The sequence below is a fragment of the Pandoraea sp. LA3 genome (assembly GCF_022696215.1).
GTDB classification, from domain to species: Bacteria; Pseudomonadota; Gammaproteobacteria; order Burkholderiales; family Burkholderiaceae; genus Pandoraea; species Pandoraea capi.
The window spans coordinates 86,552-103,487 of sequence record NZ_PTPY01000039.1 but is presented as its reverse complement, the minus strand read 5'-3'; the positions used below and the strand labels follow the sequence as shown (position 1 = coordinate 103,487).

At 63.8% G+C, this 16,936-nt stretch carries 10 protein-coding genes; 5 read left to right on the top strand and 5 right to left on the bottom strand.

Annotated elements, in window-relative coordinates; all coding sequences use genetic code 11:
- Positions 1–179 precede the first annotated feature (179 nt).
- The 3 genes from cphA (C5N93_RS25585) (at position 180) to C5N93_RS25575 (ending at position 6,105) form a co-directional block, all read left to right on the top strand.
- The gene (gene cphA / locus C5N93_RS25585; protein ID WP_242561484.1) at positions 180–2,813 is read left to right on the top strand and encodes a cyanophycin synthetase; all 2,634 of its coding nucleotides are present in this window, start codon (positions 180–182) and stop codon (positions 2,811–2,813) included.
- Between the two features lie 162 nt (positions 2,814–2,975).
- Positions 2,976–5,555: a cyanophycin synthetase gene (gene cphA / locus C5N93_RS25580; RefSeq protein ID WP_242561483.1), complete on the top strand. Its 2,580-nt coding sequence runs from the start codon at positions 2,976–2,978 to the stop codon at positions 5,553–5,555.
- 133 nt (positions 5,556–5,688) lie between these two features.
- On the top strand, positions 5,689–6,105 hold the full coding sequence (locus tag C5N93_RS25575; protein WP_242561482.1) for a RidA family protein: 417 nt from the start codon (positions 5,689–5,691) through the stop codon (positions 6,103–6,105).
- On the opposite strand, the gene C5N93_RS25570 is transcribed toward C5N93_RS25575, so the two are convergent.
- The 5 genes from C5N93_RS25570 to C5N93_RS25550 form a co-directional block, all read right to left on the bottom strand.
- A complete protein-coding gene (locus tag C5N93_RS25570; protein WP_242561481.1) occupies positions 6,086–7,474 on the bottom strand; it encodes a hypothetical protein in 1,389 nt (462 codons plus the stop codon). The genes C5N93_RS25575 and C5N93_RS25570 overlap by 20 nt on opposite strands.
- Positions 7,471–9,228 (bottom strand): hypothetical protein, encoded by a 1,758-nt coding sequence (locus C5N93_RS25565; RefSeq protein ID WP_242561480.1) that lies wholly within the window; start codon positions 9,226–9,228, stop codon positions 7,471–7,473. Before C5N93_RS25565 ends, C5N93_RS25570 begins: the two co-directional genes overlap by 4 nt.
- On the bottom strand, positions 9,191–11,014 hold the full coding sequence (locus tag C5N93_RS25560) for a hypothetical protein (protein WP_242561479.1): 1,824 nt from the start codon (positions 11,012–11,014) through the stop codon (positions 9,191–9,193). Before C5N93_RS25560 ends, C5N93_RS25565 begins: the two co-directional genes overlap by 38 nt.
- A gap of 202 nt (positions 11,015–11,216) precedes the next feature.
- Positions 11,217–13,013 carry a hypothetical protein gene (locus tag C5N93_RS25555; RefSeq protein WP_242561478.1) on the bottom strand — a complete coding sequence of 599 codons (1,797 nt, stop codon included), beginning with the start codon at positions 13,011–13,013 and terminating at the stop codon, positions 11,217–11,219.
- A gap of 276 nt (positions 13,014–13,289) precedes the next feature.
- Positions 13,290–14,303: a LysR family transcriptional regulator gene (locus tag C5N93_RS25550; RefSeq protein ID WP_150720448.1), complete on the bottom strand. Its 1,014-nt coding sequence runs from the start codon at positions 14,301–14,303 to the stop codon at positions 13,290–13,292.
- A 240-nt stretch (positions 14,304–14,543) separates the two neighbouring features.
- On the opposite strand from C5N93_RS25550, the gene C5N93_RS25545 reads away from it, so the two are divergent.
- Both C5N93_RS25545 and C5N93_RS25540 read left to right on the top strand, forming a co-directional pair.
- Positions 14,544–15,491 (top strand): alpha/beta hydrolase, encoded by a 948-nt coding sequence (locus C5N93_RS25545; RefSeq protein WP_242561477.1) that lies wholly within the window; start codon positions 14,544–14,546, stop codon positions 15,489–15,491.
- Between the two features lie 28 nt (positions 15,492–15,519).
- Positions 15,520–16,848 (top strand): efflux RND transporter periplasmic adaptor subunit, encoded by a 1,329-nt coding sequence (locus C5N93_RS25540; protein WP_242561476.1) that lies wholly within the window; start codon positions 15,520–15,522, stop codon positions 16,846–16,848.
- Positions 16,849–16,936: the final 88 nt, after the last annotated feature.

Genomic DNA, 16,936 nt, shown 5'->3' with positions numbered 1-16,936 from the left:
CGGCACGGAGTTCCCGCATGACACGGTGCAACATCGAAATATTGTTGCGACTGTCAACCGTTTACGGATTTTTTGCGTTAAGCATCCAGTTAACTGTAAAAGCGCGACCGGCTGTGCCGCCTGAAACCGGCCTCGCCGGCTTTCCCGTACCAGCCCTGACGCGTGAATAAAAGCCTTAGATGAAAAAGAAAGACATTGAGATTTTCGATGTCCTGTCGCTGCGCGGACCGAATATGTGGACATATCGGCCGGTGCTTGAGGCATGGGTCGATATCGGCGAACTGGAAGAGTTCCCGTCCAACAAGATCCCGGGATTCCCCGAGCGGCTGTCCGAGTGGCTGCCCACCCTCATTGAGCATCGTTGCAGCATCGGCGAGCGCGGCGGTTTCCTCCAGCGCCTGCGCGAAGGTACGTGGCCCGGCCACATTCTCGAGCACGTCACGCTCGAGCTCCAGAATCTCGCCGGCATGCCCGGCGGCTTTGGCAAGGCGCGCGAAACCCCGATCTCGGGCGTCTACAAGGTGATCGTGCGCGCCTGGCATGAAGACGTGACCCGCGCGGCGCTGTTCGCCGCCCGCGATCTGGTCATGGCCGCCATCGAAGACCGTCCTTACGACGTCGAGGCCGCCGTGGAAGACCTTCGCGGCCTGGTCGACAAACACTGTCTCGGCCCGAGCACGGCGTGCATCGTCGACGCTGCCGACGACCGTGACATCCCGCATCTGCGTCTGTCCGACGGCAATCTGGTGCAACTGGGCTACGGCGCTGCCGCCCGCCGCATCTGGACCGCCGAGACCGACCGCACGCCCGCCATCGCCGAGAGCATTTCGCGCGACAAGGATCTGACCAAGCAACTGCTCGAATCGTGCGGTGTGCCCGTGCCGGAAGGCCGTCTGGTCGATAGCGCCGAAGACGCCTGGGACGCCGCGCAAGACATCGGCCTGCCCGTGGTCGTCAAGCCGTACGACGGCAACCATGGCCGTGGCGTGTTCATCAATCTCACTACGCGAGACGAAGTCATCACGGCGTTCGGCGTGGCGCTCGAAGAAGGCAACGGCGTGATCGTCGAGCGCTTCGTGCCGGGCCTGGAGCACCGTCTGCTGGTCGTGGGCGGACGTGTCGTGGCTGCTGCGATGGGCGAAATGGCCTCCGTCGTGGGCGACGGGCAACACACCGTCTCCGAACTCATCGAGCTGCAAATCAATAACGATCCGCGTCGCGGCAGTGCGGAAGACCAGCCGCTCAACCGCGTGCGCATCGACTCGTCGGCCCGTCTGGAACTGAAGCGTCAGGGCTTCGATGCCGATTCCGTGCCGCCCGAAGGCAAGAACGTGCTGATCCAGCGCAACGGCAACGTCGCTTTCGACGTGACCGATCGCGTGCACCCGAGCGTCGCCGCGCATGCATCGCTGGCGGCGCGCATCGTCGGTCTGGACATCGCCGGCGTCGATCTGGTGGCCGAAGACATTTCCCGCCCGCTCGCCGAACAACGCGGCGCCATCGTCGAAGTCAACGCCGGTCCGGGCCTGCTGATGCACCTGAAGCCGGCCGACGGCGCCCCCCGTCCGGTCGGCCGCGCCATCGTCGATCACCTGTTCCCCGACGGCGACGCCGGTCGTATTCCGGTCGTCGGCATCACCGGCACAAACGGCAAGACCGTGACGGCCCGCCTGCTCACGCACCTGCTGCAACTGGCGGGCGAGCATACCGGCCTGGCTTGCAGCGACGGCCTGTTCCTCGACAAGCGTCTGGTGCAAGGCGGCGACCGCGCCAACTGGGACGCCGCGAACCGTGTCCTGATGAACGCCGGCGTGACCGCTGCCGTCTTCGAGAACGACAACACCGCCATTCTGTCCGAAGGCCTCGCCTACGACCGCTGCCAGGTCGGCATCGTGACGAACATCGATCGTCCGGACCATCTGGGTCAGTATTTCGTCGAAGACGTCGACCGCATGTTCAGCGTGATGCGTACGCAAGTGGATGTCGTGCTGCCCGACGGCGTGGCCGTGCTGAACGCCCGCGATCCGCTGGTCGTGGAAATGGCCGAGCTGTGCGACGGCGACGTGATCTTCTTCGGACTGGACGAGCAACTGCCGGCCATCGTGGCGCATCGTGCCGAAGGCAAGCGCGCGGTGTTCGTGCGCAACGGGCAGGTGATCCTCGCGACCGGCTCGGAAGAAACCGACATCGGCGCCACCGCCAACATGCCCCTGACCTACGCCGGCCGTGTCGGCTTCCAGGTCGAGAACGTGCTGGCCGCCGTGGCCGCCGCCTGGTCGATGGGCGTGGCACTGGACGTTCTGCGCACCGGCGTGACGACGTTCGACGTCGGTCAGGTCGATGCCCCGGGTCGCTTCACCCTGTTCGAAAAGCAAGGCGCGACGGTCATCGTCGACGACGCCCACAACGCGCCGGCCCTGAACGCACTGGCGGCCGCCCTCGCTACCCTGCCCGCCGAGCGCCGCACGGTGGTGTACGGCCCCGGCGCCGACCGCATGGACGAAGACCTTCAGGCCGAAGGCAAGCTGCTCGGGCAGACGTTCGACAGCGTGGTGCTGTGCGACGACCTGAGCATTGCGCGCAAGCGTGAGTCGGCCGAGTCGCGCGCCCAGTTGCGTGCGGGCATCGACACCGCCGGCCGCAAGGTTCAGGTGACGGATGCCGGCGAGCGCCGCGCCGCTGCCGAAACCGCATTGGCCCAGCTCGCCAGCGGCGACCTGCTCGTGTTGCAGGCCGACGAGGGCGGCGCCGCCGCGATGCTCGATCTCGTGCATCTGTGGATGGGTCAGCCGATGCGGGCGCTGGCCGCCTGAGCACGCCGGACGCGTCGAATGCATGATGAGCGGCGGCCGACAGGATTTCCTGTTGCCGCCGTCGCTATATAGATAGTCATCGAATATCCAAGCCACAGCCGTTTTTCTCGCCAACCATTTGCCATATAGGGACGCGAAGTGGACAGACAGGGATTGCAATTTATGGAAGTCTCCCGTATCCGCGCGCTGCGCGGTCCGAACCTCTGGAGCCGTCACACCGCCATCGAGGCCATCGTGACGTGCACCGATCTGGAATACTCGATCGGCAATCTGGCCGGTTTCGAAGCCCGTCTGCGCGCCCGCTTCCCCGAGCTGCCCGCGCTCACGCCCGACGCCGAGGAGCGTCCGGTGTCGCTGGCCGACGCGCTCGCCACCACGGCGCTGCACCTGCAAGCCGCCGCCGGCTGCCCGGTGACCTTCAGCCATACCACGCAGACCATCGAGCCCGGCACCTTTCAGGTCGTCGTGCAATACAGCGAAGAGCCCGTCGGGCGTCTCGCCTTCGATCTGGCGCAGCAACTGATCCATGCCGCGCTCGAAGACGGCCCGTTCGATCTGGCCGACGCCCTCTATCGCTTGCGCGATCTGGATGAAGACGTCCGTCTCGGCCCGTCGACGGGTTCGATCGTGTACGCTGCCGTCGCTCGCGGCATTCCGTACCGGCGTCTAACCGAAGGCTCGATGGTGCAGTTCGGCTGGGGCAGCAAGCAGCGCCGCATTCAGGCCGCCGAGACCGACCGCACCTCGGCCGTGGCCGAATCGATCGCGCAGGACAAGGACCTGACCAAGACGCTGCTGCACGCCGCCGGGGTGCCAGTGCCGCTCGGCGGCACCGTGCGCGATATCGAAGCCGCGTGGAAGCTGGTGCAGGAGATCGACGCACCGGTCGTGGTCAAGCCGCGCGACGGCAATCAGGGCAAGGGTGTCGCCGTGCGTCTGCGCACGCGCGAAGAAATCGAGAAAGCCTTCGAAGCCGCGCAGGACATCAGCCGCGACGTCATCATCGAGCGCTACATTCCGGGCCACGACTTCCGTCTGCTGGTCATCGGCAACAAGCTGGTCGCCGCCGCGCGCCGCGATCCGCCGCAGGTCACCGGCGACGGCGTGCATACCGTGCGTCAACTGGTCGACGCCGTGAACGCCGACCCGCGTCGCGGTGAAGGCCACGCCACGTCGCTGACCAAGATTCGTTTCGACGACATCGCGCTTGCCACGCTGGCCAAACAGGGCCTGAACGCCGACTCGGTACCGGACGCCGGGGCACGCATCGTGCTGCGCAACAACGCCAACCTGTCGACCGGCGGCACGGCAACCGACGTCACCGACGACGTCCACCCGGAAATTGCTGCACGCGCCGTCGCGGCCGCGCAGCAGGTCGGGCTCGATATCGCCGGTGTCGACGCCGTGTGCGAAACGGTCATCAAGCCGTTCGAAGATCAGGCCGGCGGCATTGTGGAAGTCAATGCCGCGCCGGGCCTTCGCATGCACCTTCAGCCGTCGTACGGCAAGGGTCGCGCGGTGGGCGAAGCGATCGTCTCGACCATGTTCGAAGACGGTGACGACGGCCGTATTCCGCTCGTGGCCGTCTCGGGCACGAACGGCAAGACGACGACCGTGCGCCTGATCGCTCACCTCATCGCCCAGCAAGGGTTGCGTGTCGGTATGACCGGCACGGATGGTATCTACATCAGCGGTCAGCGCATCGACACTGGCGATTGCAGCGGCCCGCGTAGCGCGCGCAACGTGCTCATGCACCCCGACGTCGACGCCGCCGTGTTCGAAACCGCCCGAGGCGGTCTGCTGCGCGAGGGCCTCGCCTACGACCGTTGCGACGTCGCCGTGGTGACCAACATCGGCATGGGCGACCACCTCGGGCTGTCGTACATCAATACGGTGGAAGACCTGGCGGTGCTCAAGAGCGTGATCGTGCGCAACGTGGCGCCGCGCGGCATGGCGGTGCTCAATGCGGCCGATCCGATGGTCGCGCGCATGGCAGACGCCTGCCCGGGCGACGTCACCTACTTCGCCGTGGACGCCGCGCATCCGGTGCTCGCCACGCATCGCGCCAAGGGCAAGCGCGTGGTCTATGTCGACGGCGCTCACATCGTGACGTCGCACGGCAGCGAAGAAACACGTTACGCGCTCGCCGCCATTCCGCTCACGCGCAACGGCACCATCGGCTTCCAGGTCGAGAACGCCATGGCCGCCATCGGCGCGGCCTGGGCGTTGAAGATCGATCCGGTGACGATCCGTGCCGGACTGGTGACCTTCGTGAACGATGCAGGCACTGCGCCGGGGCGCTTCAACGTCTTCGATTACAAGGGCGCGACGCTGATTGCCGATTACGGTCACAACCCGGATGCCATCGCCGCGCTCACGCAGGCAGTGGAAACGATGCCTGCCCGCCGCCGTTCGGTGGTCATTTCGGGCGCGGGCGATCGTCGCGACGAAGATATCCGTCGTCAGACGGAGATCCTCGGCGACGCCTTCGACGACGTGCTGCTCTATCAGGACCAGTGCCAGCGCGGACGCGAAGACGGCGAAGTGATCCGCTTGCTGCAAGAAGGTCTGGTGGGCGCGCGTCGCACGAGCCACGTCGACGAGATCAATGGCGAGTTCGTCGCCATCGATACCGCACTGGCCCGCCTGCAACCGGGCGATCTGTGCCTGATCCTCATCGACCAGGTCGACGAAGCGCTGGCGCACATCGCACAGCGGGTTGCCGAAGCCGGCGCCCGCTGAGCCTGCTCTCCGGGAGCCTCACCGGCTCCCGGGGATTGTCGACGTGCATCCGCCTCCGGATGCGACAAACGGTAGCGCCTCAACGCTGCCCGCACGGTATATAGTCAGGCACCCAGATTCAGGCCCCGCCGACATGACCGATCGTCAGTACATCATTCCGCCATCCATGGCTGCCATTGTCGAGCGCGCCGGCTACGTGCCAGCCGTTCGTGCCGGCGCCACCGTGTTTTGCGCGGGCCAGGTCGGACGCACCCCCGACATGACCGTCATCCACGACCCCGAAGCCCAATTCGAGGCTTGCTGGGACAACCTGCAAACCGTGCTCACCGCCGCTGGCTGCACGTTCGACGACGTCGTCGACATGACCACTTACCACGTCGACATGTCACGCCACATGCCGATATTCCGCACCGTCAAGGACCGGCGTTTCCCTCGCGAAACCTGCGCCTGGACATGCATCGGCGTGTCCGAGCTGGCACATCCCGGATTGCTGGTCGAGATCAAGTGTGTGGCGATCTCGCGCGATGGCGTCACAGAACGTTTCGGGTGACGCCCAGCAATCGCCTGGCATTCGCTTGATGATCGGCGCTGATGGCAGTCAATACCTCGATGTCGATATCCTGGTCATACCTCATCCCCATTTGATAGAGCTGTTCGAAGGCAAATTTGTGGATGGCTGCGGCATCAGCCGGAAGCCCCCGTTGCTCGAAGACATCGGCACACTGCTTGCAGAGAGCGCTGATTCCAGGGTAATTCGGTCCGAATGCACGCACGGCGTCGACGAGTACCTCGTAGACCTTCGCAACGTCTGCGCTCAGGGCAAGGCGCAGGAGCTGCGCCTGCGCCGCGTCTCGCACTGCGCCAGCTTTGGCTTCGCCGGCGAGGTATAGGTGATACGACGCCTTGAACATGTGCATCGCAGAATCACACAGCTCACCGGTCTTCTCCCGATACACGCCTGACCACGCCTGGTTCGCGCCGATTCGCAGTTGCATGCCACGCTGAATCCCGATCTGTTCCTCACGAGCCGCCGCCGGGACCATCACAAGGCAAACGGCCGTCTCCGCATCGCGCCTTTCTGCGATCTGCGCCGCCTGCGCGTGGAGTTCCGCCGCAATCCTGTACTCGCCCAACGCCCCGAAAAAGCGGGCTAGCGGCACGCGCAGCGTGACACTGTTTTGGTCGCCCGCGAGCGCGGTCAACAAGCTTCTGGCCAACGCGCAGGCATGGTTTTTGTCCAGCCCCGACATCACGCTGCCTTCAACGCCAACGGCCAGACCGAACAGAAACGCGCTCATCCCGAAATAGTGTGTCGTGGTATCGGCGAATGCCTCAAGCAACGTCCGGGACGATGCCCCTTCGAAATTCGATTGCAGAAGACTCGTTGCTTCGTGCTGCGTCAGGTCGAGACCATCCCTGGTGAACGTCCGGCCGATGAGCGGGCAGCGAAACACCGTCCCGGGAATCTGCACGGCGATCAGCCCCGCCGATATGGCATGCAGACCGGTCGCATCGACGTTCCGCCAGTTCGCCACCATGGCATCGCGAACATGCGGCTTCAGCGAGGCCAGCAGGCGCGCGGCCGCCTTGTCCGCCACGTCCAGCTTCGGATGCTGCCCCAGAACATGCAGCAAGCCTTCGCGGGAAGTCGCAAGGTGACATTGCACCAGCAGCTTCGCCGTCTCCGGCACGTTGACGTCATCCTTGAAACAGGGCGCAAGATGCTGCCAGTTATGAGGCTTGAAGACTTCCATCTCAAGGAAGGCGGTAGCGATGAGCATGGCCTCCGAACCCGCGCTGGCAGCCCCCGCAACCTCCTCAAACCGGCGCATCGCCGCCGCCAATGGCGTTTCGCCGATACCCGTGCCGAGATCCGGCGTCGCGGGAATGGGCGCACGTCCGACAGGTGTCGACATCATCGCGCCCTCCTCCCCGGCTGAAGCAATTGCAGCAATTCGAGCGCCTCGACCTCGCCAATGAAGTCTGCGCTCGTCAACGCCCGCCCCAGCACCGGGTGAGGCTGCGCCTTGCCCAGCATTTCGCGGCGTCTGAGCGCGTTGACGAGCTGATAGACGGGCTGCCCCTTCGCACCGCTTGCCGTTTCCAGCAGTAGCCAATGCACCGTGGGATCGCCATCGAACGGCAGCGTCGCGTTCGGGCCGATGACGTCCCCGAATTCGATGCGGTAATCCGGCCCGGCAAGCGCGGTCATGCCGTTCATTTTGCCTAGATGATATGCAATGGCTGCGCGCATCGCTGCCGGAACATCAGCCCGATCCGGGTCGAAGCGGGCACGCGTGCAGTACCGCATGGTCTCGGAGACATGGAAAGCGCGCACTTTCGCCAATGAATCGGCATCCTCGACGAGATTCGCTTCATGAATCTGCGGCAGACGCTCGGCCGTCAGATAGTGCGTCATTGCTGCGCTTAAATAGCGCCCTCTGGCAGCAAACGCCGTGGCACACTGCGTGCCGGTCGCGCTTATACGGCCACTACTGACGGCGATGGCGTCGAACGCTTCACGAAGCACCGGCGCGACTTCGGAATAGCGCGCGACGCCTGCGAGCTGGTAAAGGTTCGTGAGACCACGCGTACATGCGTGCTCGGCAAGCGCCGGTTCCCTCGCGGCCGTTCGGCGTTGCGCGGCCTTGAAATGCTGCTTTGCCGCCAACCCCAATTCACCACAACGCGCATAGTAGTGAGCCGCCAGCGCGTGCTCATTTGCGATGCGTATCTCAGCGAGACGTCGCACGTCCGCCGCCGTGTCATGTCCACTGTTTGTAAAACGGGAGATTCCATAGACGTTACCCGGCAAATCACGCGTGCGATGCACCGCTATTTCCGCACGCACGTCAGCGGCACGCCGGTCATCTTCCATCTCGCCGAAGTATCGGGCGAAGGCCTCGCAGAACACGGTGCGCCGTCCATCGTGCCGCAGCGCCTCGAACACCGAAATCGCAAGCGCGTGAAGCGCATCGGCATCCAATGTCGACGGCATACGTCCATTGGTATCGATAAGCGCGCGTAGCAGATGCGCTGTCGTCTCCGGATGATGCGTCGTCAACGCCGGGAGCATGTCGAGTACGGTGCGGCCGTCATCGGCGCCCACTGGACGAGCGAGCATCAGTTGCACCGCTTCCTCCTGCGTGAGATGCAGACCACTCTCACCAACGGCCTTGCCGATGAGCAGGCAGCGAAAGCCGCTGCCCGGGATGTCGGCAGCAATGCAGTGGTCTGCGCTCACGTGCAGGGATCGGTCGCCGGGCATCGACCAGCGCTGCATCATGGCCGCGCGCGTATGTGGCGACAGGATCTTCAGCAGCCGCGCGGCATCGTCGGCGACCCGATGAATCGTCTGCTTGCGCACCAGATGAGCAAAGCCGTTAGGGAACGTTGCGAGGTGGCTCCGCACCAGGACGCCCGCCGTATCGGTATCGTCCTGATTGGCACCGAACCATTGGGCAACCGTTTGCTTCCCCTGCGGCGTGACTATCTTCAATGTGAGCCGCCCCATGGCATGATCCAGCTCCGCTGCACCGGCGAAAACGACATTCGCCGCTTCTTCGACGATTCGTATCGCCGGTCGCAGATCGTACAGATCGCTGTGTGGCGAGACGTCTACCGAAGACCTGACGTCAGGACACCCCATTGCCTCGGATACTGCTGTCATCATCGATCGACTCCTGCTCCTGTTGGATCACGTCCGAGCGCAACGCCTGCTCTGCGTCCTGTGATTGCCTTCCGGCGGTGTAAAGCATGTTCACGACCATCAGACCTCTGACGAAATCCGACTGCTGATAAGCACGGTCATGACTGGGATGCCGGCTCCGGGATGCCATCAACGCGCGCATGGTGGCTTCCGTGACAAAGTCGTAGAGCTTGCGGCCAGTCGTCTGCGTGCCGTGATGCATCAGCAACCAGCGCGAGTCTGGTACAGCATCGATAGGCGCGTAGGTAATGGCGTCGCAGGCTTCGCTGAACCTGATAATGGAGGTCTGTCCGACCACTCCGTCGGGCGATGTCAATTTGCCCCACAACGGACCCGCGGCGAACGCCAGCAAGCTGCCGATGTCTTCTGGCCCCGCCTTCAGATTGGCGCGCGCAAAGCATTCCTGCGCACAGCTTCGGTGGTGCGTCTCGAGCGGGGTTGCGATTGCCACGTCGACACCCTGCGCGCGTAGCTTTGTCACATAGTCGACGGCCAGCATGTGAAGCAACGCCGCCGCGAACGGATGCCCGCATGCCTCGAACGTCTTCGCGCATCGCTCGTAGATCATGCACAGCCCCTCGTAATCGCCGCGCACCTCGCCGCGAGCCTCGTCGAGGATCCTTTCGACCTCACCGAAGGCGTTCGTCAGCGCCGAGGTCTGTGCGGCGCGCGCATAAAATGCCACGGCGTATGCCGCATCGCCGGCGTCGCGAAAACGTCTCGCGCTCGCCAGGCATAACCGTATTTCTTCCGGCTTGTTCGTCTCAAGGCATGCCAGATGCAACGCAGCTGTCGAGAGTCGAGCCGCGGCCGATGTGGAATTGAATATCGCCCGTTCCCAATGCGCATCGCGAAGCGTCTCTGGCACTTTTCTCGAGAGCCCCGCCTCCTTCCTCACAAGTTGCAGACGAAATGCCGCCACAGTGTCGTGTGCTTCCGCCGCGCGCGCGTGATCGCCGCTTATCGCGAAAAACCTGGAGAATCGATCACTAAGCGAAACAGGGACATCGTTCCTTCCTTTGAGTGCGTCGTGCACGATCACCGCAACGCGATAAAGCGCGTCCCGATCGACCTCTGACGGGGGACTTCCATTCGCTCCCAGCACCTCCGCCAAAAGATTACCGACGACGTAGCGTTGCCGAGTTGCCACCTCTGGCAACGCGTCCAACACCGTGGTTGATGTCTGCTGATCTTCAAGACGGGCGAGCAGAAGCTGTGTCGCCTCGCGCTGCGTCAGACCCAGGCCGTCAGGGGAAATACATCCGTCCATCACCGGACAACGAAAAACCGTCCCCGGAATGCCCATCGCGACCCGACCGCTCGGCGTCATCATCAAAGCGGTGTGCTCGGGTGCTGACCATCGACTCAGTATTTCCGCACGTGCGTCCGGCGTCAGTGCATGAACCACACTCGTCGCCTCGTCGCCCAGCGTCTTGATGCGCGCGACGCGTAATGCATGCTTCATGCCGACGTCGGATGTCACGAGATGGCTCCTGACGAGCTTCGCGACCATGGATTTCCGATCCGTACCTTCCCTGAAAGCGGCGCTGATCACGCGCCAGTTGTCGGCGCGCGCAGCAACCTTCTGAAGCCGCTCGATCGCGCGATCTATTTCATGGGACCCGGCGGAACACTGCTGCAATACGGCATCGAACGCTTGTATCGCGACGTCCAGCGACGGTTCCGGCGTGCACTCCCGCCAGACGGGAACACACCCACTTACCCAAGGACGAATGACTTCCCAAACCATTGCCTGCCTCCGCGTCGTCCACTCACGGCCATTGCGCGACGAGGTCGATGCAATGGATAGCGATACGGCAGTGTCCCACCACGTCCGGTCACAGGCGTGCAAAAATCGCTCAGGCTGCCAGTTTCAGGAGGGACAGGGACGAAGATACTGCTCAGCCGCTTGGGCGCTCTGGCGCTCTGGCAAGCAGGAGATTCGCGTGGCGTCACAGGTCAGTCGGCGCGCTGTCGTCATCGAACCTCAGCACGACCTTCAAGGCGTCGGTGGCTTGCTGCGTCGTCAACATGTCGAGCGCCGCGACACCGTCGACGAAATCCGATGCCTCCAAAGGCACCTGACGATAGAGATGCCGCCCGCCACGCGAGATCAACGCCCGGCGCGTGTCTTCGGTCATGAGCTCATAGACTTGCCTGGCGTCGTCCCGAGGGCTTCGTCGAAACAGTACCCAGTCGAGCGACGCATGCTCGTCGAACCCCTCTTGTGAGATCACGTCGCTCGCCCCCTCGAAATAGACGACGAAATCCTTTCCGATCAACCCGTCCTGTGAGGTCAACGTATCGAGATTCGCGGCAATGGCCGAACGAATCAGGCCAGGCAGGTCGCGCATCGATTCCGAGAGCCCGATTGCGGCAAATATCTCGCGCGCCTTTTGCAGATGCGTCTCGGCAAGCGCCCTTTTGCTGGCAGCGCCCGCGTCCGATGGGTTTGCAACGTCGCGACTTTCCCGCTCAGGCCACAGATGGCTGGCCAGCAATTCATGCGTCATCGCCGCGCTGACATGCAGACCGCGCGCAGCAAATGCGTCGGCACAGCGCAACCCGACCTTGGACGCCGAGTCATGAGCGCCGCCGTAAGATCGGATGGCGCCATGAAGTACATCGATCACCTCTGGAAAAACCTCATAAGACGCCATCTTTTCAGCCGCATTGGCGTACATCGTCGCCGCCATGTCGCTTTGACGCACCGCTTCGAAGGCCTTCGCGGACTTCAGATACTGGTCGACGGCCAGTCTCGGTTTCTCAGCGCGCGCGTAGTGAAAGCCCGCCCATTGCCGGTTTTCGGCAACGCTCGCCTGATTGAACGCTCGAACCTCGTCGGTCGTCGTGAGTGCCCCGCGTGCGACTTCCCCAAGGCGCAGATTGTCGCCGGGGTCCATCCCCTCACGCAGCGTCGCTGCGATCTCGCGAGATTGCGCCGCACGGGTGTTGTCGCCCATCCAGTTGAAGAATCTGGCGAGCGGCTCGCGCACCGATACATCGCCCTCGACATCCTTCAGAAAGTCATGGGCTTGCGCCGCAAGCGCGTAAACCGCGTCCGAATCCAGCCCCGGCAACAGGCTGCCGTCCGAGCCGATCGCCGCGCAGATCAGAAAGTAGTTGCCGACCGTGTGGTCCTCCCCCAGCCCCGGCAGCATTTGCAGCAGCGTCGTGCCCGGCGCGGTTCCCTCGGGCCGCGCGAGCAGTAATTGTGTCGCCTCGATTTGCGACAGATCGAGGCCGAGCGACGAAAATCCGCCGTCGATCAACGCGCAACGAAAGTCGGTGCCGGGAATATCCAGCGCCACGACCTTGCCTTCGGTCACGTGCACGGATGACCCGTCAGGTTCCGTCCATCGCCGCACGATTTCGGCGCGCACCTCCGGCAGCAAGCAACGGATCAGCCCCCGAGCCTGCCCATCCAGGTGACGATACGAGTGAGAGGCAAGCGCGTGATCCAGTCCGGTGCGAGATGTGGTGATGTGGTTGCGCACAAGACGTTTGACGAACACGCCGTGATCGATATCCGGCGCGAAGGCACGTTCGATCACCTTCCGGCCATCGCCTTTGGCAAACGCCTTCTCAACGCGTCCGATCGCCTTGTCGAGCTCGGCAGCACCCGCCGAGCAGGTTCTCAGGCTGCTGTCCAGCGCGTCCATCGTATGGGTTAGTTGTGCGGCCGGCGACTCGAAGGTCCGGCACGATTGAAGCGCGCCTCTCAGCGCGTGCAGGGCACTCGAAATCATTGCGGCCCTCGCGACGACGGGAGTATCAGCGCCACGAACGGGCAGTTGCGAGGAAGCGGAATGGCGCTCCGCTCAGTGCGTTGATGAGCGATACGCGCAAGGCAGGCGATCGAGGAAGGGGACGGGGAACGAAGACGGCGATGCGTCGATGACATCAAGGCAGACATGGCGGAGATGAGCGAGCGTGGGCATTTCCACACCCTCAATACAATGAAAAGGCCCAAGTCTCCCATTGGGCCTTTTCACACGCGTGCAGAAATCGCTCAAATCACGACGTCAAACCACCACTTCCTGAGGGGACATTTCCGTGCCGTAGGTCGCCCAGCGCATGTCCTCATCGGCCGCCGCAACGGTCGGTTTGCACTGCGCGGCGGTCTCGTCGAGCCCCTGCAACAACGGGCATCGCTCGAATATTTCCGCGATGAAGTCGACAAATACGCGAACTTTAGGCGACAAATGACGATTATGCGGATAGACCGCCGAAATCGGCATGGGCGGCGGTTTCCATTGATGCAGGATCTCGACCAACTGCCCCGATTGCAGATACGGCAACGCCATGAAGCGGGCCAATTGCACGGTGCCTACGCCCGCCAGTCCAAGCTGAAGGTACGCTTCGGCATCGTTGACCGCGACCGTGCCCTGCATGTGGATTTCGATTTCCTTGCCGTCCACCACGAACTGCTCTTCGATCACGCGTCCCGTGCGGCTCGAAAAATAGTGCACCGCCGTGTGCCGCTGCAAATCGTCGAGCGTATGCGGCATGCCCATGCGCTCCAGATAGGCCGGCGACGCGCACGTCAGGCTCTGGAACAGGCCGACACGGCGCGCGACAAGGCTCGAATCCTGAAGCGTCCCGACACGCAGCACGCAATCCACCCCCTCCTGAATCAGGTCGACGGGCTTGTCACCCATGCCGATCATCAGTTCGATTTCGGGATAGCGATCGCGAAATTCACACATCTGTGGCAACACGACGAGCTTGCCGAGTGAGCCCGGCATGTCCACGCGCAACTTGCCGCGCACCCGTTGGCTACTCTCCCGGAACGAGGATTCGGTCTCCTCGATGTCCGCCAGAATGCGCAGGCAGCGCTCGTAATACGCCGCGCCATCGGGCGTGAGATTGAGTCGCCGGGTCGTTCGCTGAAGCAAACGCGTGCCCAGATGCGACTCCAGGTTCTGAATGATCGTGGTCACCGAGGTGCGCGGCAACCCAAGGTTGTCGGCGGCACGCGAGAAGCTATTCGCCTCGACCACCCGCGTGAAGACCTGCATCGCTTGCAAGCGATCCATGATATTTCCCCATTGAAGACACCGTTTCACTGGTCGGCCCGACGAAATTTCACCTCGTCGCCAATGCATATGCTTATTGGTCGACGGCATAAGTCAATGCCCATACGGCTGAGACCGATTAGTCGAGCTGACCGAACAGTGTTGCCAAATTATAGGCGTTTATCCCAATGTCCGTGGCCTCTAGACTTCGCTCCATCGAATGTCATCAGAGGGGTATCGCTCGCGCGAACCCAAAGCCATATGTCAGCCAACGCCAAGTCGAAGTCGGGCCAAGCGGGAAAATCGGGATCGCCGGGATCGAGCGATCAGGTGTTCCGCACCGATGACGGACTGCGCATCGAAGAGGTGAGCATCGAGGGCCACGTCGCCCCGGTCACGCTGCGCCTGTACCGGCCGGTCGGCAAGTCCACCGCCAGCACGGCCGCCGAATCCTCGGCAGCCACGGGGCAACCGGGCGTCGTCGTGCCGCTCGAAGCCCATTTGCCCGCCGTGCTGTATTTCCACGGTGGCGGGTTCTGCCGGGGTTCGCTCGACGACGGCGATGCCGCCGCGCGCTATCTGGCGCTGAACGTCCCCGCGCTGGTCGTCTCCGTCGGTTACTCGCTCGCGCCGGAACACCCGTTCCCCGCCGCGCCGGAAGACGCCTGGTGCGCCGCGCTGTGGCTGCAACGCAACGCCCGCCGTTACGGCGCCAGCCCGCGCCGGCTCGCCGTGGCCGGTCACGACTCGGGCGGCAACATCGCGGCGGCCCTGACGATGATTGCCCGCGACCGCGGCGAGATCAGTATCTCGGCACAGGCGCTGCTCGCTCCGCTGCTCGATCCCAGCATGACGCGTCTGGCCGACGGCGGCACGCCCAGCGACATCGAAGCGAACGAGTGCGCCCGCTGCTATCGCGCCTATTTGCCGCATGCCACGCAACGTCTGCATCCGTATGCCGCGCCGCTCGAATCTCGCCGTCTCGCGGGCTTGCCGCCCACGCTGATCGCCTCCGCCGAACACGACCTGCTGCACGTCGAAGCTGAAAAATACGCTGCCGAGCTGATTGCGGCCGGCGTGCCGACACAGGTCACGCGCCATCGCAGCGCTTCCCATTACGGTCTGGCCGCACTTCCCGCAGCGCTGCGGGACGTGGCCACGTTCCTGACACGTCGGCTGGCACCGCCTGCCACCGGCTCTACCCAGTGAGTCCATCCGATCCCGGAGATTTGAAAAAATGACCACCCTCGCTCGCAAACCCGTACTTATCGCTGCTGCCGCCACGGCTGCGCTCCTGGCCATCGGCACGCTCACTGTCGTGCGTGTCGACGCCAGCACGCCCGCTGCGCAAGTCATGCCCACCGTGGAAGTCGACGTTGCCAACGTGCTGTCGCGTACCGTGACCGACTGGCAAAGCTATTCGGGACGGCTCGACGCCGTCGACCGCGTCGACATCAAGCCGCTCGTGTCAGGCACCATCACCGCCGTGCATTTCAAGGACGGCCAGCTCGTGAAAAAGGGCGACGCCCTGTTCACGATCGACCCGCGTCCGTACGCCGCCGAAGTGGACCGCGCAGCAGCACAGCTCGCGTCCGCCCAGGCGCGCGACGTCTTCACCAGCACCGACCTCGCGCGCGCGCAGCGCCTGATCGCGGATAACGCCATCGCGAAGAAGGACTTCGACCAGAAGGAAAACGCCGCACGCGAAGCCGTTGCCAACGTGAAGGCCGCACAGGCCGCGCTGGAAACCGCCCGCATCAATCTCGGCTACACGCAGATCGTGGCGCCGGTGGCCGGACGTGTATCGCGCGCGGAAATCACGGTCGGCAACACCGTGTCGGCCGGCGCGCAATCGCCCGCGCTGACCACGGTGGTGTCGGTCTCGCCGATCTACGCGGCCTTCGACGTCGACGAACAGACCTATCTGCGCTATCTCTCGCGCGATACCGCCAAGCCGAGCGGCGTGCCCGTCGATCTGGGTCTCGCCAACGAATCGGGCTACTCGCGCAAGGGCACGGTGTATTCGGTGGATAACCGCTTCGACACCACGTCCGGCACGATCCGCGTTCGCGCGCGCTTCGACAACGCCGACGGCGCGCTCGTCCCGGGCCTCTATGCACGTATTCGCGTCGGCGGCGGCGAGCCGCACCCGGCGCTGCTCGTGGACGAAGCCGCCATCGGCACCGACCAGAGCAAGAAATACGTGATGGTCGTCGACCAGGCCAACAAGGCGCAGTACCGTGAAGTCCAGTTGGGCGAGCGTCACGGCGGGCTGGTGGAAATCGCCGGCGGCCTGAAGGACGGCGAACGCATCATCGTGAATGGTCTGCAACGGGTACGTCCGGGTGATGCCGTTTCGCCGAAGGTCGTGAAGATGGCCGGCGACACGGGCGACGCGCACGACATCGCACCGACGGCTGTCGCCACCACCGGTGCCGACGATGCCGCCAAGGCCCCCGCCCCGGCAACCCAAGACGCCAGCGTGACCCAGGCTACGCAGAAGACTTCGCAAAACGGCAACAAGACGCAATCGGTCGCGGCGGCCAAAACCGCTTCGCGCTCGTAATGTACCCAGTGCATTCATTGCGTCCGATGCTCGAAATGCGCGTGCAGGCACACAGCAACATTGCACGCTGAACGACACCCCAGAGTTT

Excerpts from the sequence above, each read along its gene's own strand:
- C5N93_RS25550 (WP_150720448.1), bottom strand. The coding sequence starts at position 14,303 with ATGGATCGCTTGCAAGCGATGCAGGTCTTCACGCGGGTGGTCGAGGCG.
- C5N93_RS25555 (WP_242561478.1), bottom strand. The coding sequence starts at position 13,013 with ATGATTTCGAGTGCCCTGCACGCGCTGAGAGGCGCGCTTCAATCGTGC.
- C5N93_RS25565 (WP_242561480.1), bottom strand. The coding sequence starts at position 9,228 with ATGATGACAGCAGTATCCGAGGCAATGGGGTGTCCTGACGTCAGGTCT.
- C5N93_RS25540 (WP_242561476.1), top strand. The coding sequence starts at position 15,520 with ATGACCACCCTCGCTCGCAAACCCGTACTTATCGCTGCTGCCGCCACG.
- C5N93_RS25575 (WP_242561482.1), top strand. The coding sequence starts at position 5,689 with ATGACCGATCGTCAGTACATCATTCCGCCATCCATGGCTGCCATTGTC.
- C5N93_RS25570 (WP_242561481.1), bottom strand. The coding sequence starts at position 7,474 with ATGATGTCGACACCTGTCGGACGTGCGCCCATTCCCGCGACGCCGGAT.
- cphA (WP_242561484.1), top strand. The coding sequence starts at position 180 with ATGAAAAAGAAAGACATTGAGATTTTCGATGTCCTGTCGCTGCGCGGA.
- C5N93_RS25545 (WP_242561477.1), top strand. The coding sequence starts at position 14,544 with ATGTCAGCCAACGCCAAGTCGAAGTCGGGCCAAGCGGGAAAATCGGGA.
- cphA (WP_242561483.1), top strand. The coding sequence starts at position 2,976 with ATGGAAGTCTCCCGTATCCGCGCGCTGCGCGGTCCGAACCTCTGGAGC.
- C5N93_RS25560 (WP_242561479.1), bottom strand. The coding sequence starts at position 11,014 with ATGGTTTGGGAAGTCATTCGTCCTTGGGTAAGTGGGTGTGTTCCCGTC.